This window comes from Salinivibrio sp. IB574 (assembly GCF_001996205.1).
GTDB lineage: Bacteria > Pseudomonadota > Gammaproteobacteria > Enterobacterales > Vibrionaceae > Salinivibrio > Salinivibrio proteolyticus.
This window is the reverse complement of the sequence record NZ_MUFN01000018.1, coordinates 22571-49563: the sequence shown is the minus strand read 5'-3', so window position 1 is coordinate 49563 and position 26993 is coordinate 22571. Positions and strand designations below refer to the sequence as shown.

Sequence of the window (26993 nt, the reverse complement as noted above, 5' to 3'; positions counted from 1 at the left end):
TGCCACACACTCACACTTTTCGTGTGTAGTTGGCTATTCGTTTCTCTCGGCTTGATGACCCAAAGTCACGCCGATGATAACCAGCTATCCGATTACTTTATCGAAACGTGGACCTCTGCAAGTGGTCTGCCTCACAATAGCATTAACGCGATTGAACAAACCACAGATGGCTACCTGTGGTTCGCAACGTGGGAAGGCATTGCCCGTTACAACGGGCTGGAGTTTGTTCTTTTCGATCGCGGCCCCAAAACCCAAATGCAAGATTCCGGCACCCGCGCACTCGCGGTTGGTCCCAAAAATGAGCTCTACGCGGGTGGCGCACGCGGCAGTGTGGTGATGCGACAGGGGTTTTCATGGCACTCTTTACCGACTGCACCCAGTTTAGTGAACGATATTCTACGTGACGCTGACGGCGGCCTCTGGCTCGCTATCGAAGGCATGGGCGTTGTCCATTACACGGCTGAACAGTTGCAAATGCCTACTCCCCGGCCCACACACTTTATCGAGACAATCAGTAGTTATCGTCTCGCGTTAGCGCCCAACAAGCATATCTATGCCGCCACAGAGAAAGGGGTTTATCTCTTATCGGCGCAGCAGGGTGCCACGCCCATCTCTCATCATAACCTGTTCGAAAAAGTATTCTACGTTTCTACCGCTAACGACGGTGCTCTCCTCGTCGGCTCTGAGCATGGCGCTTGGCGCTATCAACAACAGCGGTGGACACCACTCGATGGCGCCTTGCTTAACCAAGCCGTCACTCTGGTAGAGCAAGACAGTCAGGATGCCTACTGGTTTGGTACGCTGAGTCGTGGCGTTGCCCACCTGAGCGATGGCGAACTCGACTTTCTCGACAATCATCGAGGGTTGCCTAACAATCGCATTTTATCTTGGTTTGAAGACAGCGAAGGCAGTATTTGGATTGGCACTAACGGCGGGGTAATGCGTTTACGCTATGCCCCCTTTGTCACCCTGACCGAAGACCAAGGGTTGGCAGGAAACTACGTACGTACTGTCTTGGCAGGCAAAAACCATCAAGTATGGACGGGCGCGAGTGAAGGGCTTAGCCTGATTGATACACAGCACGGCAGTGCTCGAACGCTGGCGGATAATGTGTCGGTGCTCAGTCTTGCTCATCGCCGTCAAGGTGGGCTCTGGGTAGGAACCTACCAGCAAGGACTCCAGGTTTGGCAAAACGGCACGCTGCATGCGCCGCGCGGCATCAATGGCCACTTGCCAGATGAAGAAGTACGGGCAATTTTAGAAAGGCCTGATAACATCTTATGGGTTGGTACTCCTCGCGGATTGGCAAAGCTCAATCAGGGGACCCTAGCCCAGCTTTATGATAGTCAGAATAGCGATATGCCCGGCAGTTATGTCATGGCATTGGCGAGCGACGAACAAGGTAAAGTCTGGGTAGGAACCGGACGCGGGGTCAGCTATATTGAAGCGGGTCAACTCCACACACTTGACCTCTCACAACAAGAGCAAGCTCAGTATGTCTTCGGCTTTTATATTGAGCCGGGATTTGTTTGGATGGCAACCGACCGGGGCGTGATTCGTTACTCGCAAACCGATGGAAGCCTTGCGCTTGTTGGTCGCCCGCAGGGACTACCGATCGATAAATTTTTCCAAATCATCAAAGATGATAGCGATAATTTTTGGTTGTCGAGTAACCGTGGTATTTGGCGCATTAACTATCAACAAGCGCATCAAGTTGCTGACGGTACGCGCCAACGCATCGATTTTGAGCACTATGATCAAAGCGATGGCATGGCGAATAACCAAGCCAATGGCGGCTCGTCACCCGCAGCGACGATAACACCAGAGGGCACCTTACTGTTTGCAACCGCCAAAGGCGTGGCCAGTGTGAGTCCGGAGCGGATTGCGCGATTGCTCAGTCGCCCACTGCCTATCGTGATGCAGCAAGTCCAATTTGATGGTAAAGATATTAACCCCGAAGCCAATGATATCGCGCCAGCGGGTACCAATCGCGTCCTCTTTTCTTACGCTGCGCTCGGCTACTCGATGCCAGAACAAATCCAATACCGCACCCAGCTTGAGGGGTTTGAGCTTGATTGGGCCTACCGGCACGAGAGTCATGATGCGGAATACACTAACCTGTCGCCGGGGATTTATACCTTTAAAGTAAGTGCTCGCTACCCTTATGGAGAATGGAGTGACGATGTACTGCGTTACCAGTTCACCTTAGAGCCTTCGCTGTGGCAACGCTCTGATATGCGGGCACTTGGTTTTTTTCTTTTTGTGAGTGCAGCGTACGGCATCTTTTTGTGGCAAATTCAACGCCTGAAACACAAACAACTTCATCTTAAAGCCCTGGTCGAAGAAAAAACGCAAGCGCTGCAAGCGCAAGCCGATGACTTTGAACGGTTATCCAAAGAAGACCCTCTCACCGGGCTGGCGAATCGTCGTGCGTTTGATGAATATTGGCATCATGCCTTTGACCAAGCACGTGAATCTGGCGAGCCATTGCAGGTCGCTATTCTGGACATTGACCACTTCAAACGGATTAATGATCATTACTCCCACTTAGTGGGCGATCTGATTATTCAGCGTGTTGGCGCGTTTCTAAATCAAGAACAAAAACACTTACGCCATGTGGCTCGCTGGGGAGGCGAGGAGTTTACTCTGCTGTTTGCTGGCAGCGTTGCCGACGGATTCAGCTATTTCGACCACCTGCGTCGCCAAATCGCAGCGCTAGACCTGTCTGATATTGACACCACGCTCTCGATTACGGTCAGCATTGGCATGGCGGGTAATCAGCAAGCCAGTGACTATGTCGATGGTCTAAAACGCGCCGATCAGGCGCTGTATAAAGCGAAACGTGATGGCCGCAATTGTGTCCGCCAAAGCAAGAGTGAGTCGACTGCTCGGTAAAGCGATGAGATCAAAAAAGGGAGCGTTTGACGCTCCCTTGTTCATGGTTCATTACAGCCTCATGCCGTCAACGATTACGCCATGGTATCTAGGCTTTTCTCGTATCCTTCAAATTGCTTAGAGACAGACTCGCTTGGACCACCGGTCAGTTTACTGATGATGATCGCACCTAGACCAGCAAAGAAGAAACCTGGGACGATTTCATACAAATCATAGATGCCACCCGACATCTGCTTCCAAACAACCACGGTGATACCACCAATCAAGATGGCAGCAAGTGCACCGTTACGGTTCATTCCACGCCAGAAAAGGCTCAGGAGCAAGGCCGGACCGAAAGCAGCACCAAAGCCTGCCCACGCATAGGAGACCAAGCCGAGTACCGAACTTTCTGGATCCATCGCAAGCCCTAGCGCAATCGCAGAAAGCAAGATCACAGCACCACGACCTACCATCACCACTTCTTGTGTGGACGCGTCAGGACGGAATACTTGCTTATAGAAATCCTCTGCCAATGCCGATGAAGAAACCAGTAGCTGTGAATCGGCGGTACTCATGATCGCAGCCAAAATAGCAGCTAACAGAATACCTGCAATGACGGGATGGAAAGCAGCATTCACCAACAGCATGAAAATTTTCTCGCCGTCTTTCAGATCACCGGTCATGTCATTTTGTACGTACAAAATCCCAACCAAACCGATCAACACCGCACCAAACATCGACAACGCAGACCAACCCACCGCAATGCGACGCGCTGTGGTGATGTCTTTGTTTGAACGCGTCGCTTGGAAACGAGCCAAGATATGAGGCTGACCAAAGTAACCCAAGCCCCAAGCAGCCAGCGAGATGATGCTAATCCACGTCAGCGGTTCACCGTTAACATCGCGCCAGAGTGTCATCAGCTCAGGATTGATCGCGGCCACATCATTGCCCAGTTTGAAAACACTGCCATCCATAATAACAAAGGGCACAATCAGTAGAGCTGCCGCCATTAATAGACCTTGAACCAAGTCGGTCCAAGAGACGGCTAAGAAACCACCAAACAAGGTATAGGACACAACGCAAATCGTGCCAATCACAACCGCGGTGGTGTAATCAAAGCCAAAGACGGTAGTAAAGAGTTTACCACCCGCCACCAAGCCTGAACTGGTGTAGAAAAGGAAGAAAAGCAAAATGAAGAAGGCCGAGATCGTTTGCAGAAGCTTTGACTTATCTTCAAAGCGACGCGAGAAGAACTCAGGCAATGTCAATGCATTGTCGACTTCAATACTGTACGTACGCAGGCGCTTGGCACAAATCAGCCAGTTGAGGTAGGTCCCCAACAGCAAACCGCCTGCTAACCAAAGTGATTCCATTCCAGCCGCATAGGCATAGCCAGGAAGGCCAAGCAGCAACCAACCACTCATATCTGACGCACCGGCCGACAGTGCCGCAGGCCAAGGACCTAATGAGCGGCCACCGAGAAAATAATCCTCGGAGTCGGAGGTACGTTTATACGCATATATACCAATGACAAGCATCAGTATGAGATATGCAAGAAACGTGGCACTGATGGCATAGCTATTGTCTATCATATCTGTCCCTCAATTACATGGCCCCTTCCGGGGCCATCTCTGGAAAGTTAATGTTCACCACTGCCGAGTTCCAGAAGCGTGGCATTACCACCTACAGCAGTGATATTAATTGTGCGGGTGCGCTCGGTCACAAAGCGCAGCACATAGTCAGGCGCGCCGATAACCGGATACAGCTGGGTATCGGACTCTGCGACCAGAGCTGCAATCACACCCTGTCGTTGTGCAAGCTGACGATTGACATCACGTACGTGTGTAAGCGTGCCTGTCGTCGCTAAACCCACAATATTGGGATGCGCCAAGAGCGGCGCATTGGTATCAAGGTCAACACGAATGGCCACCCTGTCCGGACACCCTGCTTTGACCAAATCGGCCAACACGGCATCCGCCATATCGGTGTGAGTGCCCTCTACACTCACCACCACACAATTACCTGCCACCAACGCAGCCGCTAACTGCCCACACAGTGTGACGTGCGTCAACGACGCATCACCTGTGATAGCAAACGTCCCGCGACCAACGGTATACAGCTCGTTGGTTTCCCCGGTTGGGCCAGGTAACTCGTGTACTTTATCGAGCAAACGCTCGGCATTATCACACTGAAATCGAATCATTTTTGCTGCGTCTGCAAAGGCTTCACCTCGTGCTGACACTGTGTCAGACCAACGCTGCAATAGCGCGACACGGCCTGCGACACCTTGATCGTTCCAGTCTTCCCATACCGCTTCACATTGCTCAATGATGCTATTTAATTGGTTCATTTTTCTCTCCTGATCCTTTCAACCGACTTATTGGGCATTCACCGTCGCTTGAGTGAAGCGATACAAATAATGCGGGCCACCGGCTTTCGGGCCAGTGCCTGATAAACCACGACCGCCGAATGGCTGAACGCCAACCACAGCACCAACTTGGTCACGGTTGACGTAACAGTTGCCAACGCGTGCACGGTGTTCAATGTGCGCACAGGTGGTTTCATTGCGGCTATGTACGCCCATCGTCAGGCCAAAGCCGGTACGGTTAATGTCATCAATCACCTTGTCCAACTCTTCAGCGCGATAGCGCACAATGTGAAGAATGGGACCAAAGTGCTCTTCACTGAGCTGATCGATGCTCCGGATCTCAAAGGCCGTTGGCGGCACAAAGGTTCCTTGGTCACACTCAGGAGAGAGCGCAACTTGCGTGACTAACTTGCCACTGCGTTTCATTTGTTCGATATGCGCGAACAACTTGTCTTTCGCGGTCTGATCTATGACTGGACCAACATCCGTCGACAGCAATTCTGGGCGTCCAACAGACAGTTCAGCCATTGCGCCTTTGATCAAGCTAATCACTCGATCGGCGATATCTTCTTGGATATAAAGCACGCGAAGTGCCGAACAACGCTGACCCGCCGACGCAAATGCTGAACGCAATACATCACGAACGACTTGCTCGGGTAAGGCGGTGCTGTCGACGATCATGGCATTTTGACCGCCGGTTTCTGCCACCACAGGCACAGGGTCGGCATCTCGCTCTGCCAAGGTACGCGTAATACGCTGCGCCGTTGGCGTCGAGCCCGTAAAGGCCACACCCGCGATACGCGCATCTTGCGTCAAGGGGGCACCCACCACAGGTCCACTACCCGGCAAGAGTTGAATAACGCCCGCAGGGAGCCCGGTTTCAAGCAACAACTCGATAGCGCGGTAAGCAATGATCGAGGTTTGCTCCGCAGGCTTAGCTACCACTGTATTTCCTGCAACCAGAGCGGCACTCACTTGCCCCAAGAAAATCGCTAATGGGAAGTTCCATGGGCTAATACAGGTGAAAACACCGCGTCCGTGGTAGCTCACCGATTGTTGGGTACCATCAAAGCCTTGGTAACTAAACGGAGCCGCTTGGAGTTCCATCGCTTGCTGCGGGTAGTAACGCAAGAAGTCAACCGCCTCGCGCACTTCATCGATACTGTCGTGAATAGTCTTCCCTGCTTCTCGGTGACATATAGCCACCAACTCGCCTAAATTCGCTTCTAGTTTATCAGCAAGGTCAAGTAAGTACTTACCACGCTCGCTCACATCGGTTTTTTGCCATTCAGGGAAAGCGTTCGCCGCATTATCCAGCGCTTGGTTAACCTGTTCAGCCGTAGCCCAATCCACACGCCCTACCACTTCGTTGCGATCATAAGGAGCATGCACAGCGTGGGTATCACCTGATGGTCGTTCGCCATTCACAATCGGACCGGCTTGCCATTGGTAATCTCCCATAAAGGGCGCAACGCTATCGGTGAATGGTTGCCATTCAGATGCAATGTCCGTCGCAACGCCTTGGGAGTTTTGACGGGTCGGTCCGAAAATCTCACTCGGCAGCGGAATGCGATCATTGTGCAGCGTCGCATGCCCTCGCAAGATATCGACAGGGCTGGCAATCAGATCCTCAATAGGGCAACGGGCATCAACGAGACGGTGAACGAAAGAGCTGTTGGCGCCGTTTTCTAACAGGCGGCGGACAAGATATGGCAGCAAGTCTTTGTGGCTACCCACTGGTGCATAAATGCGCACATCACTATTAAATAGGCCTTTGGCATGGTTATACAAGGCGTCACCCATGCCATGTAAGCGTTGGAATTCAAAATCCTGATGGGTCGCCATTGCCGCAATCGCCGCGATAGTATGTGCATTATGACTGGCAAACTGAGGATAGATGAGGCCACGCACGTGATCGCTCAGCAAGAAACGTGCACACGCTAAATAGGACACATCGGTGGCTTCTTTACGGGTAAATACCGGATAGCCATGATGACCGGTTTGCTGACACAGTTTGATTTCACTGTCCCAATACGCACCTTTCACCAATCGCATTGGGATCAAATCACCTTGTTCTTTCGCCAGCGCCGCCAGCCAAGTGATAACAGGTAACGCACGCTTAGAATAAGCTTGGACGACGAGACCAAACTTGCCCCACCCTTTAACGGCATCGTCACGATAGAGTTTTTCAAACAAAGCCAGAGACAGCTCTAAACGATCGGCTTCTTCGGCATCGATGGTGATGGCGACATCTTTTTCTCGTGCACGTTTAAGCAAAACCAATACCGTCTCAAACATTTCTGTCATCACACGATCTTGATTCGCGACTTCATAACGTGGATGCAGCGCAGAAAGCTTGATAGAGACTGACGGCGACGGTCCTGAGTAGCTCGATTTTGCCGCGCCAACCGCATCAATGGCCTGTAAATAATCATTGAGATACTTGCGCGCATCATCGGCCGTTAGGGCCGCTTCTCCCAACATGTCAAAGGAATAGGTAAAGCCTTGGCTACGCGGCGTCTCACCGTTTTTTAACGCCTCGTCGATATCACGGCCCAGCACAAATTGGTGACCCATGATTTTCATCGCTTGATGCATCGCTTGACGAATCACAGGCTCAGAGAGCTTATTCACTAAACGATTGATCACAGACGCAGGTTTTCCTTCGGTGCTCTCATCCAAGGTCACCACTTTGCCCGTTAGCATCAGCCCCCACGTTGAGGCATTCACAAACAGTGAGTCAGAATGACGCAAGTGTGCTTTCCAATCGGCAACGCTAAGTTTGTCACGGATGAGTGCATCGGCGGTATGCGCGTCAGGAATGCGCATCAGTGCTTCTGCTAGACACATCAGCAAAATGCCCTCGCGTGTGTCCAAGCTGTATTCCAGCAACAACGCATCAATCATTTGCACGGCTTTCTTATCCGCACGGACTTGCTCAATGAGCTTGGTCGCCTGGCGGCGTGTTTGTTCACGCTCTGTCTCTGACGGCTCAGCAAGAGGGATCAATTGGGTTAGCCATTCACTTTCATCAACACAGTAAAGTGGCGATATTTCAGACCAAATCTGCGCTAGCGGACGCTCGATAAACGATGGCTGCATAGCATCGATGGCTTTAAACATAGTGGTATCCTCACTCACGTCCTTCCCAACTCGGGCAGGAAAATGTTACGTCATTGTTACTTGGCGATCGATTCTATGCGGGGTCTATCGTCAGGGTCTTACAAAAAGCTCCGGCATTATTGCAAAATCCTCCGGTAATTAACAAATAAAGCTGTCGATCGCCATGCCTCCATAACAAATAGGACGCATGGCGGCGATAAAAATAGACACGAGATCGCGTTGTGAACAAACGCTAAGGAGTCAACTTAAACTTTGCGGGCGAGACACCAAAATAGCGTGAAAACGCATTGGTAAACCCACTTTGACTGGAGAAGCCACAGCTGTCAGCGATTTGCGCCATCGTCAAATCACTTTCTTTAATCAGTTGCTTTGCCAACGCGAACCGCTTTTCCAACACATATTGGTGGGGAGTCATCCCGACTTGTTCTTTAAACAGTTGATGGAATTGGCTTTCTGCAAGAAAAACACTACCAGCCAGCTGGGCGACGGTAATCTTGCGACTCATATGTTGGTGAATATAGCGGTCGATGATATCCATGTTGAGCCGATGACCGTCTCGTCGTGGTGAAATGTGGTCACGAAAATGGCGGTGCAACACACACATCAGGGTGTCGGCACACGCTCGACTGAGCAATAAATCGGTTGGATTGGCTATCATTTCTGCCGTTAACGCTTTAATTAAGGTCTGAGCCTGAGTGTCGAGCTGAAAATACGCATCACGTTCAAAAAGACGAGCGATGTTGTCATGCATCGACGCATGCCCAACCCATTCTTGATACGGTAGGTTAATTACCAGTATTTCATTGCGTCCCACACCGGTAAAGGCATGCTCTTCGGATTCTGTTACCAAGCACCCCTGTCCCGGGCCAACGAGGCTTCCTCGCCCACCGACATCAAATTCCGTTTGTCCTTGCAGCCCTATCACCACTTGTTTGTAATCATGGCTATGGTGCAATTGCTGGCTGGGTAACGCTATCACTTCAGACACTTTCGGCGTCTTTGCCATTGACCGTCACTATCACCGTTAACCTATGTCGCATTATTTTGTCACGATTATCAGTAGCACGCGATCATCATCTTTCGGAACTATGATCAAGAACCTCTATTTTTACGGCCGATGTCATTTGGACTAAAAAAATGCGGAAGATCCCTCATTTTTGATTAATAGATCAGCGTAGAAGAACAAAAAAGACAACAAAACAATGACAGTGTCAGCTGCTAAGCTACTGTCTATAAAGCGGTTAAAGGCGATGCGATGAGAAACCTCTCTTCTTGATCATCGTTTCGAGGCGATCAATGGCGATCTTGGCCTTGATCATGGTTCCGTCACACGCGTCGTCACACAATCTTATTTGAAGCGCGGCGGCGCTTAAGGTAATCTCGCGTGGATATTAAAAACAATGAACACAGTTGCACCGATCACGTCGCAGAATGCTGACTGCCGTCAAATAATTAACACGGTTTGCGTGGCAACACTGGTTTCCGTGATAGTCTACTTTTTGGACATAGGTATTATTATTGCGACACATGCGTAAGCAAGGGAACTATGACAACGAAATACATAAAGGCGCTATGTTTAGCGCTCCCTCCCCTACTGCTAACCGAGTTGGCGTTCGCTGAAAACGCGTCTTCCGCGGATAACATCGATCCGGTCAGTGAGTTGGTTGAGAAACTTCGCGCAAAAGAAGATGTGCTGGAGTCTCAAAACGATGAGCTGGCCCTGCAGCAGGCGAAGCTTGATGACCTTTTAGTTAAACGCGCCACGTTAGATGACGAGCTAAGTCAACTGCAACGCGAACGTAGTGAGGCTAAAGCCCAGCTAGACGCCAAGTTTCAAGACTTGATTGCTGACCCAAGTACCGACATTGGTCCTTATCAGCAAGCGTACCAACAGGCTTGGCAAAAGGTTAATAACCATCAACAGGAACAAGCTGCGAACGAATCAGCGATTATCGAGCAGAAAAAGTTGCTCGCGCAGCAAGAACGCCAGCAGGCTTTATTAGCCACTACGTTGGAAAACCTGCACGAGGCCATGCGTGAAGCTCGGGCTGAGCGCTTGCGTAAAGAGTTGACACAAAAAGACACCATTGAGGTTGTCCATAGTGTCACCTGTGCGCCCAATATGACGCTTGCCGCTTGTGCGAATCAAGGTAAGACCTTGACAATGCAACAAGCCATTCGCGAATTCCGTGGCCAAGTCACCGACTTTGTCACCGAATCGGCGGCGGTGAAGCAAAACATCGATAAAGTTGCTTTCAACATTCACGTCACTAACAGTGAAGTGGTTGATGCAGGCTTTACCGGTGGCACCGACTACACCACCCGTATTAAAGCGGAACTCGTCAGTCGCCCGGGTAAAACAGCAGCCTGTCGCTTGTTAGATCTGGAAGATCGCTACTGTGTTGAAACCACACAAGCGCAGCAACAAGCCAAGCATAAGCAACAAGCAAAACGCTGGGTCAATGTCACTGTTCGCTCTAACCGTTATGACGACAGCGTTAAAATTAACGACGTGTCTTATGGCAGCACACCTGTTGAACTGATGCTTCCTGTTGGCACCCATGAACTGACGGTGAGCAAGCCTGGGTTTGTCTCATACAATCGCGAAGTTTATCTGGGCAAAGATCAGGTCGTTTGGGCCAAGCTCGAAGAGCAACCTAACCGTCCACCTAGCCCGGGAAAAAAGTTTACTGACCCTGTATCCAATAACCTTGAAGCCCCGCAAATGGTGGTTATTGGCGCAGGTGAATACAAAGTCGGCCCAGACGCACGAGAAAACGTTGCTGTGCGTCACTCGTTCGCGATTGGCTCGACGCCTGTCACCGTGGCGCAGTTTGATGCTTTTGTGAATGCGACCGGTTATGTCACCGCTGCAGAACAAGGTAATGGTTGTAATATGCTGGTTAGTGGTGAGATCAGCCAAAGCTTGGAATCCGACTGGCGTCAGCCTGGTTTTGACCAAGCCGCAGATTCACCCGTTGTTTGTGTGAACAAGAAAGATGCCAATGCTTATACCAAATGGCTCAGCCAACAAACCGGCCATAACTACGCACTGCCGAACGATGTGCAGTGGGAAGTGGCGGCCCGTGGCGGCACAAACAGCGATTTCTGGTGGGGCAACGAAATTGGTGTCGGCAACGCCAACACAGGCTGGAGCGGTACAGTGTGGTCAAACACACGAACCTCACCGGTTAAAAGCTTCCCGCCCAACCCCTTTGGCGTCTATGACACAGCCGGAAATGTCTGGGAATGGGTAAGCAGTGAAGAGCCAATCGCCCGTGGTGGTGCTTGGAACTTTTCACCGCAACGTGCTCGCGCATCAGAACGCTTGGACGTCGGCGAAAATATGAGTGCTAATTACCTTGGTTTCCGCGTGATCAGAAAAATCTAGTCTGACAAGCGATAGTATCTAAGTCCCTTAAAGCCGCTTTCTCAAGCGGCTTTTTTTCTGCTTACTTTATCGGTAAGCATCATCCGCACGGTACGACTTGCCGACGTACCACGACTGTCCATAACCCAGCCAAATCAACAGCAGAATAATACACTGGTTAAGAAAGCGTTTATCAGTTACTTACACTTTGCAGCATAGATTGATCTTAACCACAATCTTTAAGTAAAGTCACTTTATCTTGTGTCAATGGGTCAAATCCCCCCTACCCAACGTCTAGGCTTCTGGATATAGTGGCAAGCGTAAACAGTATTTGTCCCGATAAATGCTTTTACGTAAATCCTAACACTGTTAGGTGCAGTCAACGATAACTAGAGCGGTCAACAACCCTCATGACTCGTTCGGTTATTTAGACAACCTCTTCTACACGTCGTACAGGATACAGCCCGAAAGGGCGACTCTTGTCTTTGCCGGCTTTATGCCGGCATTTTTTTGTGCTCAAATAAGCCTGCCTGTTTTTTTATGTTCAAACGGACAATGGCGTCCAATAATAATAACATTCGATCGTGTAGGCCTTATGATGCAACCGGTTTCCATGCTGCCTCCCTCTCTCTCAATGCTTGAACAGCTGCCAGGGTGCTGGGGATGCAAAGATAAAAACTCCGTGTTTGTTTACGCAAATAGTGAATACTGCCGGCTCGTGGGACTCAAGCACCCTCAAGAGTGTATTGGTAAAACGGATCACGACATGCCCTGCCCAACCATCGCCTGTGCCGATCAATTCCAGGCGCAAGACAAACAAGTGATGGCAACAGGCAAACGTCTGAGGGTATTAGATATTCATCCTTACGCAAACGGCCGATGGTACGCCCATCTTTTTACCAAAACGCCTTGGTACGATGAAGCGGGGAATATCTGTGGTGTCGTTTTTTGTGGCCAAGAGTTGAGTGACACGGCGATCTTGGAAGTCGGACACTGGATATGCCGCGCAGTGACACATCCAGAGGATCATCCGCTCGACGCACCATCACATCGTCCCGATATCCATTTAACCGCGCGAGAGTCTGAAGTGCTATTTCTGCATCTGTATGGCAAAAAGCCGCAATTAATTGCGCAAACTTTAGGGGTATCGGTAAAGACGATTGAAAACCACTTTGCACACCTGCGAGAAAAGTTTGGTGTAGAGTCCAAGGCAGCTTTAATTGAACGGGCGTTGGCGTTGGGGTTCGGCTCTGCGATCCCAGAGCGGTTGCTCACTAAGCAAGTGTCTGTGGTATTGCGAGATTAACGTACTGAGAATAGAGAAAGTGCTACACAAAGCAGCACTTTTCATTGCTTACATTGGCTAAGAGATAGGGCTTAGGGCGCAAGGCGTTCAACATCCCATTGATCGTCATCGTTGCGCTGGTATAAAAAGCGGTCGTGCAGCCGATGCTCTCCGCCTTGCCAGAATTCAATGCTTTTTGGTTTCACACGATAGCCACCCCAGAATGTGGGCACTGGCACTTCACCTTTTGCGAATTGCTGTTTGAGCTCCATAAACTTACCTTCAAGGGCGGAGCGCGCCGTCAGACGCTCGCTTTGCTTACTCGCCCATGCAGCGATCTGGCTTTCCTTGGGACGGGAGGTAAAGTATTTGAAAACCTCTTTTTTGGTCAATGGCTCAGCGTCGCCGGTTATATGCACTTGGCGCTCAATAAAGTGCCAAGGGAAATGTAGGCTAATTTGACTATTGTTCTTTAAATGCAAGGCCTTACGACTGCCTAGATTGGTGTAAAACACGAATCCATCGTCACTGTAGTCTTTCAACAGCACAATACGTTGGAAAGGCTGACCGTTTTCATCCACTGTCGCGATCGTCATCGCGGTAGGGTCAGGAACTTGAGTTTCTATGGCCTGTTTGAGCCAATGTTCAAATAATTGTAGTGGGCTATCAGGCAAATCATTGCGGCGTAGACCGCCTCGCGTATATTCTCTTCGAATGTCAGACAGATCCATTGCATTCTCCAATTCATTCATTTTTCGTTATTTTGCGCAGGTTGCGCCAGATAGACAAGGATATTCTCGGGTACGGTATTAAACCGACTCCGATCAATGGCCAAGGAGCAAGACGGTGAAAAAGTCGCAATTTGTGTTGTCGGCGACCCTACTCGGCACGGTCTTATCCGTGATCGTTGGCATTGTCACCTTCAACGAAACCAAGTTTCAGTTAATAGCGCAAATGCGCGAGGATGTTCGACAACTCGAAGATAAGCTGTCTGCCGAGCTGGCTCGATACAGTGAGCTACCCGCCGTCCTCGCCACCGATCCACGCTTAGTCGCCTTATTAGCTGATTCGGCGCCCAAACAGCAAGTTGTAGAGATCAATCGTTTATTAGTTCGGTGGGCCTCGCGTCTTGAAGCCGACACCGTCTACCTGTTGAACAGACAAGGGACCACGATGGCGGCCAGTAATTGGCAGAGCCAAGCCTCTTTTGTGGGCCAAAACTATGCGTACAGACCCTATTACCAACAAGCGATAAAAGGGGGAAAAGGCGCTTATTATGCCTTGGGCAGTCGTTCAGGAAAGCGCGGTTATTATTTTTCCTATCCCGTCCGTGACTCAAATCAACAGGATTTACTGGGAGTGCTCGTCATCAAGGTTGACCTGTCGATTATCGAACAAGTATGGAAATATCAAACCTTTGACTACCTATTGACCGATCCGCAAGGGGTTATTTTTTACAGCTCTAACCCAGACTGGGTGTACCAAACACTTACTACCTTGCCCACGCCTCAAAAGCAAAGTATTCAACGCTCGAGGCGTTATGGCGACACCCCGCTTATCCCGCTGAGCCAGTTTCAGCATCCTCGCCAGTTAGGAGATAACGCGGTGGTTTCCCTCGGGCTAGATGCCTCTGCACGTCAGCCAATGCTGATGACCACACACACCATCAGCCAAGCAGATTGGCAGCTCTATGGACTCACGCCGATCAGCACCCTTTACCCTTATGTTTTTCAGGCAGTCATACTATTCATCACGTTTTATTTCTTGGTCACTGTGATTGTCTTAGCTTGGTGGCAGCGTCTTGCTGCTCAGCGCCAGCTTGCACGATTAAACCAGAATCTTGAACGCAAAGTCGCACGCCGTACACAATCTTTGCAAGCGTCCAACCTGCAATTGCGTGACACCCTTCATCAATACGAGCGCACGCAACAAGTGCTCAAACAAACACAATCAGAATTGGTACAAGCCGCCAAAATGGCGACCCTTGGAGAGATGTCTGCAGGGATCAACCATGAAATCAATCAACCACTTGCGGCCATGCGCACCTACACAGAAAACAGTCAGCGCTTACTGGCCAAAGCACGCTATCAAGACGTGGAAGCTAATTTGGCGAAAACGCTCGAATTGATTCAAATGATCAGTGACATTGTGGCGCGTTTTAAGATCTTCGCAAAAAAATCACAAACCCGAACAGGTACCCTCGATGTCGTGCCATTACTTCATGCCGCTGTCTCGTTGACCAAAAGCCGCTGGCTTCGTCAAGGCATCACGGTACAGCTTCCCTCACACTCAAGCCCTCTTTATGTTATCGCTGATGCCATTTTGCTTGAGCAAGTATTAGTCAACTTGCTCACCAACGCGATTGATGCTGTATCGAGTACTCCCGACCCTTGCATTCGGTTTGAGACTCAACACGATGCAAGCCGCCTTGAACTGCGTGTGATAGACAATGGTAAAGGCATGGATAGTGAAACACTGGCACAGGTTTTTACGCCCTTTTTTACCACTAAAGAAACGGGACTCGGGCTTGGGCTGACGATTTCGAAGCGGATCCTCGAGAGCCTACATGGTCAACTTATCGCTAACACCAACCCAACAGGCGGAACCATCATGATCATTCGTCTGCCCGTTCCGACTAAGGAGAGTGAATAATGGAGCCGACAGTGATTGTGGTCGATGATGAGCCTGCGGTCCGCGATGCGATGACGCAGACACTGCGTCTTGATGACTGGCAGGTCAACGCGTTTGCGACCGCACAAGAGGCATTAGCGGCCCTAACCACCGACTTCTCAGGCGTTATCATCGCCGATATTAATATGCCCGTCATGGACGGTATGCAGCTATTGCAAGCGATATTAGCGCTCGATGGTGAGATGCAAGTGATCATGCTTACCGGCCACGGTGATATTTCTACCGCGGTCGAAGCCATGCGGCTGGGAGCGTACGATTTTATCGAAAAACCTTTTGCAACCGATCATCTTTTGGACGTGTTAAAACGCGCGTATGACAAGCGTTCTCTGGTGCTCGAAAACCGCGAACTTCGCAAGGAGCTTGCAGCGCAAAGTGGCCCCGGGCCGCGCATTTTAGGCAACCATCCGCAAGTGAAATCCGCCCGTCGTCAGCTGGGCTACTATCAGCAAACAGACGACGACGTGTTACTAGTCGGAGAAAAAGGCACCGGGAAAGAGCTAGCTGCTCGCTTTATTCACGACCATGGCAAATGGCAAAATACGCCCTTGATTACCCTCAAATGCCGCTTGCTGCCTACCCATTTGCTAGAGCAAACGTTATTTGGCGGCGAGTTGCCTCACTGGGCTAACAAAGCTGGAAAATTGCATGCTGCAGACGGTGGCTGTTTGTTAATTGACGGCATCGAGGCGCTACCGATCCCTCTTCAGCAACGGTTATATCGCTATATTCAGTTACGTGATAATCCTGAGCATCCCCAAACCAGCCAGGTTCGCCTTATTGTCACATCACGGTTTGATTTGGCCGAGCGGGTACAACGTGAGCAATTCGATCCCGCATTATGTCAACATTTCCTGACTGGCCACGTTTTGATGCCGCCATTGCGTGACCGCTGTGATGACATTATCCCGCTATTTCAGAACTTTACTCGAACCATTGCGTCACGCTATGGCATCGAAGCCCCAACATTGTCTTCACCACAACAACAACGTTTATGCGCACACAGCTGGCCGGGCAATGTGCGAGAGCTTCGCGCTTACGCCGAGCGATTGGTCCTACTTGGCGAAGATAGGCTAGACAACGCAGCGCCTTCCGCGACCACAGAGTCTAAATTGCCCACACTGACGGACCGTGTCAGTCAATTCGAGTTTGAGATCCTTAGCGATGCATTGCGACGACATGGTGGTCGACTAAAAGACGTACAACAAGAATTGGGCCTCGCGAGAAAGACCCTTTACGACAAAATGCGCAAACACCAGTTAGATAAAGAAAATTTCAAACGTAACCAACATTAGCGGTTCCTTCGTATCATCGTCGCGCAGTGATACATAACTTCGCATAAAACCAACAAATAAAGTAAAAAATCAGCAGCATAGACTAGACTTTTAAGAGCGGTTTCTAACATGGGGAGAGACATGGCTTGGCGCGATAAGTCTCATGCAGTATTGCCCAGAGACGAGCATCTCGATTACATCGATGATAAAACAGCGGCTTTGCTCTTAAACGCGCCAAAAAGTGCGCGTATCTTGTTGTGGACAATCGCTTTGTTTTTGATCGCAGCCGCCATCTGGGCTTCCCAAGCGCAACTCGATAAAGTGACGGTCGGGCAAGGAAAAGTGATCCCCTCCTCGCAACTGCAAGTGGTGCAAAACCTTGAAGGCGGGCTGGTTAAAGAGCTGTTGGTCAAAGAAGGCGATAAGGTCGTCCGTGGCCAACGTTTAATCCTTATCGACGACACCCTGTTCCGATCGGACTTTCGAGAGCGTGAGCAGGAACTCAATGGCTTGCGCGCCGATGAAATCCGCATTCGCGCATTGCTCGAGTCAGTACAAATTAATGACACCGCTGCACTGGAAGAGTGGCGTGACAGCATCATTCTCAATCGTCAACCGCTCCAAGTCCCCAGCGATTTGGCCGCAGCGCGTCCGGGGCTCGTGAACCAAGCACAAGCCAGTTATCAAGAGCAGCTATCAAACATTCAAAATCAGCTGTACGTGACGGCACAAAAAATTCGCCAAAAAGAGCAAGAACTGATCGAGCTCGAATCACGCATCGACAACCTCGAGCAAAGCTTGGCGTTCGCACAAGAAGAGCTCAACATTACTCGCCCCCTCGCCGAAGAAGGGGTGGTGCCTCAAATTGACTTAATTAAACTGCAGCGCCAACTCAACGATACCCAACGTGAGCTATCCTCTGCACAGTTATCGTTGCCTTCCATGGTGTCATCAATGCGAGAAGCGGTATTCCAGCGTTTAGATGTCGCGTTAACGTTCAGAACAGAACAACAAGAAACCCTTAACCAAGTCGAACAACAAATCGCCTCGATGACAGAGGGAAAAGTGAGCCTACAAGACAGGGTCGCGCGCACCGTGGTGACCTCCCCGGTTGATGGCACCGTGAAGAAGTTACATGTCAACACTGTCGGCGGCGTGATTCAGCCTGGGATGGACATTATTGAAATTGTCCCTTCGGAAGACAACCTACTCATTGAGGCCAAAATCGCGCCACAAGACATTGCCTTTTTGCGCCCTGGGTTGGAAGCGGTGGTGAAGTTTAGCGCCTACGATTTTACCGTGTATGGTGGCCTAAACGGTCAGTTAGAAACCATCAGTGCAGATACCATTCAAGACGAGGAAGGCAACAGTTTTTATTTGGTCAAGGTACGTACCGAGAAAAACAACATCGGTGACGCAGAAACACTGCCGATTATTCCCGGGATGACCGCGTCTGTTGACATCATTACCGGGAAACGAAGCGTCCTTGATTATCTAATTAACCCTATTGTTAGGGCACAAAACACGGCATTACGGGAATAGGGATGACTGAAATATGATGCCAGTTTGGACACGTATGAGTGCGGCTGTAATAGCGGTACTCAGTTTGCTCCCCGCCGCCCACAGCCAGTCGTTAGAACAGGCAGTGGTGATCACACTCGCCACCGATCCTGAATTGCGCGGCGGGTTTCACGAGCTGATGAGCTTGCATGAGCAAATGAAAAACAGTGAAGGCGACTACCTTCCCGACATCGATTTAGACGCAGGCATTGGCTATGAGCGTATCGAAAACGACTCCACCCGCGCACAAGGTGATATCGACTTTGATCGCAAAGACGCAACACTAAGCCTGCGCCAGTTGTTATGGGATGGGCAAACCTCACACAATGTGAGGCGCACACGTTATGAAGCCAACAGTCAGCGCTTTCAACTGCTCTCCGATGCGGAAGACAAGGCCCTGCAAGTCGCCGAGGTCTATCTGGATGTGCTTAAGGCAGAACAAGTATTGGATCTCTCTGAGGCCAATATGGCCGTGCATGAACAAATCCTCTCTGATATTCGTCGCCGCGCGGAGTCTGGAATTGGGTCAACGGCTGACTTATCCCAAGTCGAAGCACGTGTCGCGCGTGCCAACGCAAATTTACTCTCGGCACAAACCAACCTCGAAGACGCCTTTACTGCGTTTTTCCGTGTCGTGGGTGAGCCTGCTAACGAGCCAATTGAACCCGTTGTCGATAACCTTGCCTTACCGCCCTCCATTGATACAGCGTTAGAGCAAGCCGTCAGCCGCAGCCCATTGTTAAAACTGGCACGCTACGACATTGAGGCGGCGCGCGCTCAATACGAGCAGTTTAAAGGCAATCATCTACCTAATGTTAGTTTGGAAGTCAGTCAAACGTGGGCTGATCAAGTGAGTGGCGTGAACGATACCAGTGATGAATTTAGCGCGATGGTGCGCTTTCGGTATAACCTTTTTAATGGAGGGAGCGATCAGGCCACCATTCGCAGAGGCGCATACGAGCTGAATCGCGTACGAGACATCTTTGACAATGCCTATCGGCAATTGGAAGAAAGTACGCGTTTAGCATGGAGTGCCTACCAGCTGACCACCCAACAAAAAGTGTTTCTCCAACAACAAGTGGATGCAGCGTCAGACACAGTGCTGGCCTATGAAAAACAGTTTCGTATCGGCCGACGCACCTTATTGGACTTGCTCAACACAGAAAACGAGTTGTTCGAAGCACGTCGCGCTTACCTTGACGCGAACTTTGATCATCTCTTAGCGCAATACCGGCTATTGAATAACACCGGCAATCTATTAAATGCGTTGCGGGTGACGATACCTGCCGAATGGCAAGTTAACGCGGAGGACCACAAATGATGCGAGTCCTATTTTACGCTGTGTGTATCAGCCTCCTCAGTGGCTGCGGTTATGCCATTATGGCACCGCCGGTGGCCCTGCAAGAACACGACGTTGCCGATGCGGATAAGGATGGCGTGATCAATGCGCGTGATCGCTGTGAACAAACGCCAATCGGTGCCATAGTCGATAATCAAGGGTGTCCCAGTTATGTGGAGCCAGACTCCACCGTTCAAGCGTCAGAGACGCCAGCCACATCGTTGCGGGTGCTATTTGCCAATGATACCGCAAAAGTCAGCCCCGACTATGTCACTGATATAACAGCTATGGCAGACTTCCTTACCCAGTACCCCGGCGTGTCAGTACGTTTAACCGGTCATGCCAGTGCCATTGGCTCGCCCGAGTATAATTTACGCTTATCGCGAGAGCGGGCACGTGCGGTTAGGGCCGAGCTCGTCAGCGCCGGCATTGTTCCAAGCCGCATTGAGATTGATGCGCTGGGGGAAGCGAATGCCACGCACACCGATCCGAACGCGCCACAAGACCGGCGCGTGAGTGCAGAGCTGTTGAACTTTAAAGGAGATGTAGAGAAAGCGTGGACAATCTTCACTCGCCGGCCCCAGTAGTACAGCGATCCGTATGTCTATGAAGCGATGGGGCGTCGCCATATTGGCCATTTTGCTGTCGATGAGTGTCGGCGGCTTGACCACCACTGAATCGCGTTGGATCCAGCAGGTTTCCGCGTTTTACGGTGAGCGTGCGGGCAAACGCGTATTGGCCTGGCGCAATATGGTCGCGAATACACAGAGTCTGTCGGAGCAAGAAAAGCTGCGCCAGGTAAATGATTTTTTTAACCAATTGTATTTTGTTGATGATATCGAGCTATGGGGAAAAAAAGACTATTGGGCGACGCCCCTTGAGTTTCTCGGCACCAGCGCAGGCGATTGTGAGGATTTTAGTATCGCCAAATATTTCTCACTGCGAGAACTCGGTGTCGATGATAAGAAGCTACGGTTGGTGTATGTCAAAGCGATTCGGTTGGATCAGTTCCATATGGTTGTCGCTTACTATCCGACACCGTCATCGGAACCTGTGCTGCTCGATAACCTCGACCCAGAAATAAAACGCGCTTCATTGCGGCGAGATTTGCTACCTATCTACAGCTTTAATGGTAGCCGATTGTGGCTGATGAAAGAGCGAGGCCAAGGGGAGCTGGCCGGTAACTCCTCACGACTCGGACTATGGAATGACTTACGTAACCGCGTCGACACGTTAAAAATGCAAAAACCCGTTAAACTTTTTGATAGGTAACGACCTATGACGTTATTCAACCAAATATTCACCTGGATGCTGGTCATTTTCTTCTTCTTGGTGTTGTCGGTGTTCGGTATCGAGCTCAACACCACGCGCAACTTTTTGCTCAACCAGCAAACCGCAGATGTGAACAATACCGTGAACTCGATGGGCTTGGCCCTCGCCCCTTACTTGGAATCAGACGATAAGGTGGCGGCCGAGTCTGTGATCAATGCGTTTTTTGACGGTGGCTTTTACCGTGAAGTCAACCTCACCCTGCTGTCCGATAACAGTGAAATCGTGCGCGAATATCCAGTTAAAATCCAAGGTGTTCCGCAATGGTTTATCAACCTCGATATTTTCCCAGTGATCACGGAAAAGCAAACCATTACCAGTGGCTGGATGCAATTGGCAGAAGTAGAGGTCGTGGCCCATCCCGGCTATGCCTACAAACAATTGTGGAAGTCGTTTGTACAATTGGGGTCGAGTATGGCGGTCATTTTTCTGATCGCATCGGTCGTGATCGGCTGGCAATTGCGCCGCTCTCTCAAGCCCTTAGCCCGTATCACCGCAAAAGCAGGCGAGATTGCTAAAAACCGATTTGGCGACCCTATTCCGCTTCCTCCGACCATTGAATTAAAAACCGTGGTCAGGGCCATCAATGTCATGACCGAACAGCTGAAAAGCTATTTTGAGCAACAAGCCAAAGAAGCCGACCGATTACGCAAAACCGCTTATCGCGATGCCGTTTCTGGGCTCGGCAACCGCAGCTTTTACGTCGGCCAACTTAAATCTTGGCTCACCGAATCGGGCGTTGGCGGGATGGCACTGATTAAGGTTGATCTGATCAGTGAAGCGTACAAAAAACAAGGGTTCGAAGCGGGTGATAACTTGGTGGAACGTTTTGCCAATAATCTCACCCACACCATTATTACCGATGACAGCATGACAGCGGCCCGTTTGAGCAAGGACGAGTTTGTGATCTTAGCTCCCAATACCGACGCTGATGATCTGCGACTACTCGGTGAAAGTGTGCTGGCAATGGTAGTCGATATGCAAGCCGATCCCATGGGGCTTACGCCGCCGAAAGTGGCTGTCGGTTTAGCCGTGAATGGTGGAGGGAATCGTGATGCCAGTATCTTGCTCTCGCAAGCCGATAATGCGCTTTCTCAAGCGCGGAATACTCCCGATCATCCAGTGGTGCTGATTGACCAGTCGATGGGCGATGCGGCGATGGGTAAACAGCAATGGAAAGCACTCCTTCATGAAGCGGTGGCGAAAGAGCTCTTTGTATTTAAGTTTCAGTCTGTCAGTGACAGCACCTCAAAACTGCTCCACCAAGAGGTCTTCTCGGCGATTGAAAAAGACGGTGAGTATTATGGCGCCGGCCACTTCTTAGGGGCAGTAGAGCAACTTCAGTTGGGTGAGACCTTAGATAAATATGTGATCACCCACATTATGAAAACCCTCGCTCAAGATAAGAGTGCCGGCCCACTCGCGGTTAACTTAACCCTAAGCAGTATCACGAATGCATCCTTTATCCGTTGGTTAGGCAGCGCCATGTACCAAAACAGAGGACTTGCCGGTCGTCTGTTGTTTGAAATCCCGGAAGTGGCGTTTGTCCGCCATGCCGACCACACCAGTCTGCTCGCGGATCAAATTCGCCAAGCGGGTTTCCAATTTGGGGTGGATAACTACGGACGCAACTTCCAGTCACTTGATTACTTGCAACGCTTCAAACCTGATTACGTGAAAATCGATTTTGCCTATACCAATAATATCGATGACGATGCTCAGGGACATGTGTTGGCGTCGGTGTGTCGTACGGCCCACAACCTCAATATCACCACCATCGCAACACGGGTCGAAACCGAAGCTCAGCTTGCTCGCCTCTCGGAGTTATTCGTGAACGGCTTCCAAGGCTATATCTTTGAGAAATCTAAGGACAGCAATGGTTAAAGATCCGCTGCTACAATCTCTCATCTATGTGTCGCGTTATTTCGGTAACGCGAACTCTCCGGACGCACTGGTGTCAGGCCTACCCATTTCCGATGGTTATCTATCGCCCTTTCTCCTTCCGCGCGCCGCCGAGCGCGCTGGTATTGTTGCCAAAGAAGAAACCATGGCCATCAAAGAGGTCTCGCCGTTACTTTGCCCTGCCATTTTGTTGATGAAAGATAACGATGCGTGCGTCTTGCTAGGATTAGATTTAGCAGCTGGCCAAGCAGAAATTGTCCTGCCTCACGCGGATATGACGCCCCAGTGGGTCATGCTGGATGACCTTAATGACGCCTATGTCGGACGGCTTTTCTTACTTAAAAAGCAATTTCGATATGATGAGCGCTCTCCCAAAGCGCAAGTCAAAGATGAAGGCCATTGGTTTTGGGGCACACTTTGGCAATCTCGCCACATCTATCGCGATGTCCTGATTGCCTCATTATTTATCAATGTATTTGCCATCAGTGTACCGCTATTTTCGCGGTTGGTTTACGACAAGATAGTCCCAAATCTTGCGTTTGATTCCCTCTGGGTGCTGGCCAGTGGCATTTTCGTCATTTTCGTTTTTGACCTCTTGCTCAAACTCCTGCGCAGTTACTTTATTGATATATCGGGTAAGAAAACTGACTTGCTAATCTCTTCACGTATCTACGCCAAAGTGATTGGGATTAAGATGGAAGCACGGCCGCCGTCCGTAGGCGCGTTTGCAAGGCATATGCAAGAATTTGAGTCTATCCGCGAATTCTTTACCTCTGCCTCCATTTCAACGCTCATCGACCTCCCCTTTGCGTTGATTTTTCTCTTCGTCATTTGGCTGGTCGCAGGTCCTCTGGTGATTGTGCCCCTGATTGCCGTCTCCTTGCTTATTATCCATGCCATGCTGATTCAAAAACCGCTACGACGCACAATTGAAGAAGGCACGCGTTTATCGTCCCAAAAAAATGCCAACCTGATTGAAAGCCTCGTTGGCCTAGAAACGATTAAGATTTTTGGTGCCGAAAGCCAGTTTCAATACCGCTGGGAAGAGGCCGTGGCACACATGGCGAATTGGAGCATCAAAACCCGGCGCTTGACCGATTCCGTCCACAACTCCGCAAGCTTTGTCCAACAGTTTGTCGTCGTCAGTATGATAGTGTTTGGTGTCTATCAAATCGCGGAAGGCGCCTTGACCATGGGCGGACTGATAGCAGCCAGCATGCTCAGCTCTCGCGCGGTCGGTCCTTTAGTTCAGCTTTCGTTGCTGTCAACGCGCTATCACCAAGCCAAATCCGCTTTAGATATCATCGAACAGCTCATGGAATTGCCCACGGAGCAAGTGGCTGGCAAACGTTACATTCATCGTCCGATGATGCGCGGTAAAGTCGAGCTAGATAACATTGACTTCCACTACCCCAATGCCACCTCTCAAGCACTGCGTCGTGTCTCGTTTACTATTTACCCTGGAGAAAAAGTCGCAATCATTGGCCGGGTAGGCTCAGGGAAAACGACCATTGCACGCTTGTTGGTAGGGCTATATCAACCCACGTCAGGATCGGTGGCTTTTGACGATACCGACATTTCCCAGCTCCATTACATTGATGTGCGTCGTAATGTCGGTTTTGTTCCTCAAGAACCGACCCTCTTCTTTGGTTCGATTCGTGACAATATTACCCTTGGGCAGCCGTTGGCGGATGATATCGATATTATGGATGCAGCGACCCGTGCCGGAGTTCTCGCGTTCACCCAATACGATTCAGCCGGTTTGGAGCGCCAAGTGGGTGAAGGTGGCGTTTTGTTGTCAGGAGGTCAAAGGCAAGCTGTCGCGCTCGCTCGCGCTTTATTAGGACGTCCGCCCGTGATCATTTTAGATGAACCCACCAGTCAGATGGATAACCGTACTGAACAGTTCATTAAGACTCAGCTCAAAGACCTTCGCCGAGAGGAGACGCTAATTCTGAATACCCATAAAACAGGTATGCTCGATGTGGTCGATCGTGTCATTGTGATGGAACAAGGCAGTGTGGTTGCGGATGGGCCGAAAAAAGCGGTGTTACAAGCATTAAAAGAAGGGAAAATAAGGAAAGTCAGTTAATCAGTTTACAGTGTAAACTCGCGATTAAGCTTTCGCTTGATAGGGTTTAAGCTGAATTTTTGCATTCTCATACATCAAAATGGACGGACCGTGCTCCGAGTCGACCGAATGCTTTTCTTCCCCGATGGTGCAATGCACTCGGCTCAAAAGAGACTTGGTCGCGACAATCGTCGATTCCCGGTAGCCCGCGGCAATTTGTGCATCCGTTACTTCAATCTCGTGTTCAATGTTGTCTATCTCTTCAAAAAGATGATCGCGCGTGGTGGTAATACGCTCTACCATCGCTGCATCACGCTTTTGAGCCGGTAAGGCTTCAAGCTTCGCTTCTGCGGCTTTGATGCGGTTGAGTTGCGCTTTTTTCTCTTCCCATTGTTTATTGAGATCGACCACTTCACGTTTCAACAACGCCAAGCGTGAGAAGCAATGAATATATGTGTGAGCCCCTGCACTCGCACCGATGATCACCGCCTCCACTTTTTCACCTACTTCGTGTTTACCCCCCGCCAGTGTCCCTTTCCGTTTCGTGGCATCGGCAATCATCAGTGATTTACCCACATGGGTTTGACAGTGCATCGCATGCAACGTGAGCTCGAGGTTGTTGTTAGCACACAAGGTGGCATACTGCGCAAACTTAGCAACGATGTTGCCTTCCGCCACCAAGGTACAATTGATCTCGGAGTCAGAGGCTACTTGGCGGCCGATAATACCATTTTGTATGATAATGTCTCCGCCTGCCGTGATGGTGCATGACTCAACGACACCGCCGACAGTAACTGTGCCGGTCGCGGTCACTTTCATCCCGACTTCGACGTCGCCTTTAATCACCACACTCCCTTCAAAATTAACGTGCCCTGTCCCCACATCGACCGCGTCCAAACTCAAGGCATCATCTACCGCGACACCGTCATCCAATAAACGCGGAATACCCGCCATGGTTGCCACCAAGATATTAGGGTCTTTATTACTGAATTCACTGCCATCATGTGCATTCAGCGCCATGGGTTTACCTGGTGTGGTCGGTAATACCGACCCAGTCACAGTGAAGCCTTCGTAACCGGCAGTTTCAGGCACCAGCTTGGCGAGTGGCTGACCATTTTTCACCATCACCATCTCACCGAGATCACGCATATCGACTCGCCCGTCATCACGCTCTCTCGGTCGGCGAACACGATCGGCGGGATCTTCGATTAAAAAAACGATATGGGCGTCTTCACCCGGCACTGGCTGGCGACCAAACGCAACCGGTACATCCAAATATTCGCCTGGTTTTAAGCGCCCAGAAGCAGAGAGGAGTTTTTGTAAGGTTGGCTTTTTGATGCCACGCACAATGTTGGCTTCACGCAAGGTCGAGAGAATATCATTTGCTTTAAGACCACTGCCACCACAGGCACCATTCACGACTAAGTAGGCTGTCATTTTATCGTCAGCAATACGTGCTTCGACTGTTGCATCACGGCTTTCGGCAATGATGATTTCTTCGGACTCATCATGTTCGGCACTGTCATTCAGCTTAGCGAGCGCAGATTGAATCGTATCATCAAAGCAAAAGAAACTACCGACCTTGTTGGCAACCAACCAGTCTTTAATCTGATGTTTATCAACCAGCTCATCGCCTTGATGATGTCCGCCGATTGATAGATATACTCGTTGTCCATCCTGCGATATACGTAGGATTTCGTCTAGCATCTTGGTCCCTGCCTATTCGGTCCTTTTGAAAACCATATCGTCAACGCGAAACAGTCCTCGTCATGAGTTTAAACCTTTATCGAGGCGAAATATTTTGGGTAGT

At 50.3% G+C, this 26993-nt stretch carries 17 protein-coding genes; 11 read left to right on the top strand and 6 right to left on the bottom strand.

Annotation, left to right across the window (positions count from 1 at the left end):
• Positions 1-54: 54 nt before the first annotated feature.
• Entirely contained in the window at positions 55-2895 is a 2841-nt protein-coding gene (locus BZJ17_RS10295) for a ligand-binding sensor domain-containing diguanylate cyclase (protein ID WP_077640647.1), read from the top strand.
• A 74-nt stretch (positions 2896-2969) separates the two neighbouring features.
• On the opposite strand, the gene putP is transcribed toward BZJ17_RS10295, so the two are convergent.
• From putP to BZJ17_RS10275, 4 genes are all read right to left on the bottom strand, one after another.
• A complete protein-coding gene (gene putP / locus BZJ17_RS10290; protein ID WP_077640646.1) occupies positions 2970-4466 on the bottom strand; it encodes a sodium/proline symporter PutP in 1497 nt (498 codons plus the stop codon).
• 47 nt (positions 4467-4513) lie between these two features.
• Complete coding sequence (locus tag BZJ17_RS10285; protein ID WP_077640645.1) at positions 4514-5224, bottom strand: aldehyde dehydrogenase family protein; 711 nt, start codon at positions 5222-5224, stop codon at positions 4514-4516.
• Positions 5225-5251: 27 nt separating this feature from the next.
• Complete coding sequence (putA, locus tag BZJ17_RS10280) at positions 5252-8365, bottom strand: bifunctional proline dehydrogenase/L-glutamate gamma-semialdehyde dehydrogenase PutA (protein WP_077640644.1); 3114 nt, start codon at positions 8363-8365, stop codon at positions 5252-5254.
• A gap of 232 nt (positions 8366-8597) precedes the next feature.
• Positions 8598-9371, bottom strand: coding sequence for an AraC family transcriptional regulator (locus BZJ17_RS10275; protein WP_069586778.1), 774 nt, complete (start codon positions 9369-9371; stop codon positions 8598-8600).
• 540 nt (positions 9372-9911) lie between these two features.
• Here BZJ17_RS10275 and BZJ17_RS10270 point away from each other — a divergent pair.
• Complete coding sequence (locus BZJ17_RS10270; RefSeq protein WP_077640643.1) at positions 9912-11756, top strand: SUMF1/EgtB/PvdO family nonheme iron enzyme; 1845 nt, start codon at positions 9912-9914, stop codon at positions 11754-11756.
• A gap of 577 nt (positions 11757-12333) precedes the next feature.
• Positions 12334-13041: a helix-turn-helix transcriptional regulator gene (locus BZJ17_RS10265; protein WP_108743806.1), complete on the top strand. Its 708-nt coding sequence runs from the start codon at positions 12334-12336 to the stop codon at positions 13039-13041.
• Between the two features lie 71 nt (positions 13042-13112).
• Here the strand turns inward: BZJ17_RS10265 and pdxH are convergent, their stop codons facing one another.
• The gene (gene pdxH / locus BZJ17_RS10260; RefSeq protein ID WP_077479657.1) at positions 13113-13751 is read right to left on the bottom strand and encodes a pyridoxamine 5'-phosphate oxidase; all 639 of its coding nucleotides are present in this window, start codon (positions 13749-13751) and stop codon (positions 13113-13115) included.
• A 115-nt stretch (positions 13752-13866) separates the two neighbouring features.
• On the opposite strand from pdxH, the gene BZJ17_RS10255 reads away from it, so the two are divergent.
• The 8 genes from BZJ17_RS10255 to BZJ17_RS10220 all read left to right on the top strand — a co-directional run bounded on the left by BZJ17_RS10255 (position 13867) and on the right by BZJ17_RS10220 (position 25204).
• Positions 13867-15672: an ATP-binding protein gene (locus tag BZJ17_RS10255; protein WP_077640641.1), complete on the top strand. Its 1806-nt coding sequence runs from the start codon at positions 13867-13869 to the stop codon at positions 15670-15672.
• Positions 15672-17003 (top strand): sigma-54 dependent transcriptional regulator, encoded by a 1332-nt coding sequence (locus BZJ17_RS10250; protein WP_077640640.1) that lies wholly within the window; start codon positions 15672-15674, stop codon positions 17001-17003. Before BZJ17_RS10255 ends, BZJ17_RS10250 begins: the two co-directional genes overlap by 1 nt.
• A 120-nt stretch (positions 17004-17123) precedes the next feature.
• Entirely contained in the window at positions 17124-18524 is a 1401-nt protein-coding gene (locus BZJ17_RS10245; RefSeq protein ID WP_077640639.1) for an HlyD family type I secretion periplasmic adaptor subunit, read from the top strand.
• Between the two features lie 34 nt (positions 18525-18558).
• Positions 18559-19863 carry a TolC family outer membrane protein gene (locus BZJ17_RS10240; protein WP_108743808.1) on the top strand — a complete coding sequence of 435 codons (1305 nt, stop codon included), beginning with the start codon at positions 18559-18561 and terminating at the stop codon, positions 19861-19863.
• The gene (locus BZJ17_RS10235; protein WP_077454846.1) at positions 19860-20468 is read left to right on the top strand and encodes an OmpA family protein; all 609 of its coding nucleotides are present in this window, start codon (positions 19860-19862) and stop codon (positions 20466-20468) included. The genes BZJ17_RS10240 and BZJ17_RS10235 overlap by 4 nt, the downstream gene beginning before the upstream one ends.
• Before the next feature lie 19 nt (positions 20469-20487).
• On the top strand, positions 20488-21153 hold the full coding sequence (locus BZJ17_RS10230; RefSeq protein ID WP_069586770.1) for a transglutaminase-like cysteine peptidase: 666 nt from the start codon (positions 20488-20490) through the stop codon (positions 21151-21153).
• A gap of 6 nt (positions 21154-21159) precedes the next feature.
• Positions 21160-23094, top strand: coding sequence for an EAL domain-containing protein (locus tag BZJ17_RS10225; RefSeq protein ID WP_077640638.1), 1935 nt, complete (start codon positions 21160-21162; stop codon positions 23092-23094).
• Positions 23087-25204, top strand: a complete 2118-nt coding sequence (locus BZJ17_RS10220; RefSeq protein ID WP_077454848.1) for a type I secretion system permease/ATPase — start codon at positions 23087-23089, stop codon at positions 25202-25204. The genes BZJ17_RS10225 and BZJ17_RS10220 overlap by 8 nt, the downstream gene beginning before the upstream one ends.
• Before the next feature lie 24 nt (positions 25205-25228).
• Here BZJ17_RS10220 and BZJ17_RS10215 read toward each other — a convergent pair whose 3' ends face one another.
• The gene (locus BZJ17_RS10215; RefSeq protein ID WP_077640637.1) at positions 25229-26890 is read right to left on the bottom strand and encodes a FapA family protein; all 1662 of its coding nucleotides are present in this window, start codon (positions 26888-26890) and stop codon (positions 25229-25231) included.
• Between the last annotated feature and the right edge of the window lie 103 nt (positions 26891-26993).

Bases quoted from the DNA above. Each gene is read 5' to 3' on its own strand.
- BZJ17_RS10240 (WP_108743808.1), top strand. From the start codon at position 18,559: ATGAGTGCGGCTGTAATAGCGGTACTCAGTTTGCTCCCCGCCGCCCAC.
- BZJ17_RS10215 (WP_077640637.1), bottom strand. From the start codon at position 26,890: ATGCTAGACGAAATCCTACGTATATCGCAGGATGGACAACGAGTATAT.
- BZJ17_RS10270 (WP_077640643.1), top strand. From the start codon at position 9,912: ATGACAACGAAATACATAAAGGCGCTATGTTTAGCGCTCCCTCCCCTA.
- BZJ17_RS10230 (WP_069586770.1), top strand. From the start codon at position 20,488: ATGAAGCGATGGGGCGTCGCCATATTGGCCATTTTGCTGTCGATGAGT.
- BZJ17_RS10265 (WP_108743806.1), top strand. From the start codon at position 12,334: ATGCAACCGGTTTCCATGCTGCCTCCCTCTCTCTCAATGCTTGAACAG.
- BZJ17_RS10235 (WP_077454846.1), top strand. From the start codon at position 19,860: ATGATGCGAGTCCTATTTTACGCTGTGTGTATCAGCCTCCTCAGTGGC.
- BZJ17_RS10220 (WP_077454848.1), top strand. From the start codon at position 23,087: ATGGTTAAAGATCCGCTGCTACAATCTCTCATCTATGTGTCGCGTTAT.
- BZJ17_RS10285 (WP_077640645.1), bottom strand. From the start codon at position 5,224: ATGAACCAATTAAATAGCATCATTGAGCAATGTGAAGCGGTATGGGAA.
- putA (WP_077640644.1), bottom strand. From the start codon at position 8,365: ATGTTTAAAGCCATCGATGCTATGCAGCCATCGTTTATCGAGCGTCCG.
- pdxH (WP_077479657.1), bottom strand. From the start codon at position 13,751: ATGGATCTGTCTGACATTCGAAGAGAATATACGCGAGGCGGTCTACGC.
- BZJ17_RS10275 (WP_069586778.1), bottom strand. From the start codon at position 9,371: ATGGCAAAGACGCCGAAAGTGTCTGAAGTGATAGCGTTACCCAGCCAG.
- BZJ17_RS10245 (WP_077640639.1), top strand. From the start codon at position 17,124: ATGGCTTGGCGCGATAAGTCTCATGCAGTATTGCCCAGAGACGAGCAT.
- BZJ17_RS10250 (WP_077640640.1), top strand. From the start codon at position 15,672: ATGGAGCCGACAGTGATTGTGGTCGATGATGAGCCTGCGGTCCGCGAT.
- BZJ17_RS10225 (WP_077640638.1), top strand. From the start codon at position 21,160: ATGACGTTATTCAACCAAATATTCACCTGGATGCTGGTCATTTTCTTC.
- putP (WP_077640646.1), bottom strand. From the start codon at position 4,466: ATGATAGACAATAGCTATGCCATCAGTGCCACGTTTCTTGCATATCTC.
- BZJ17_RS10295 (WP_077640647.1), top strand. From the start codon at position 55: ATGACCCAAAGTCACGCCGATGATAACCAGCTATCCGATTACTTTATC.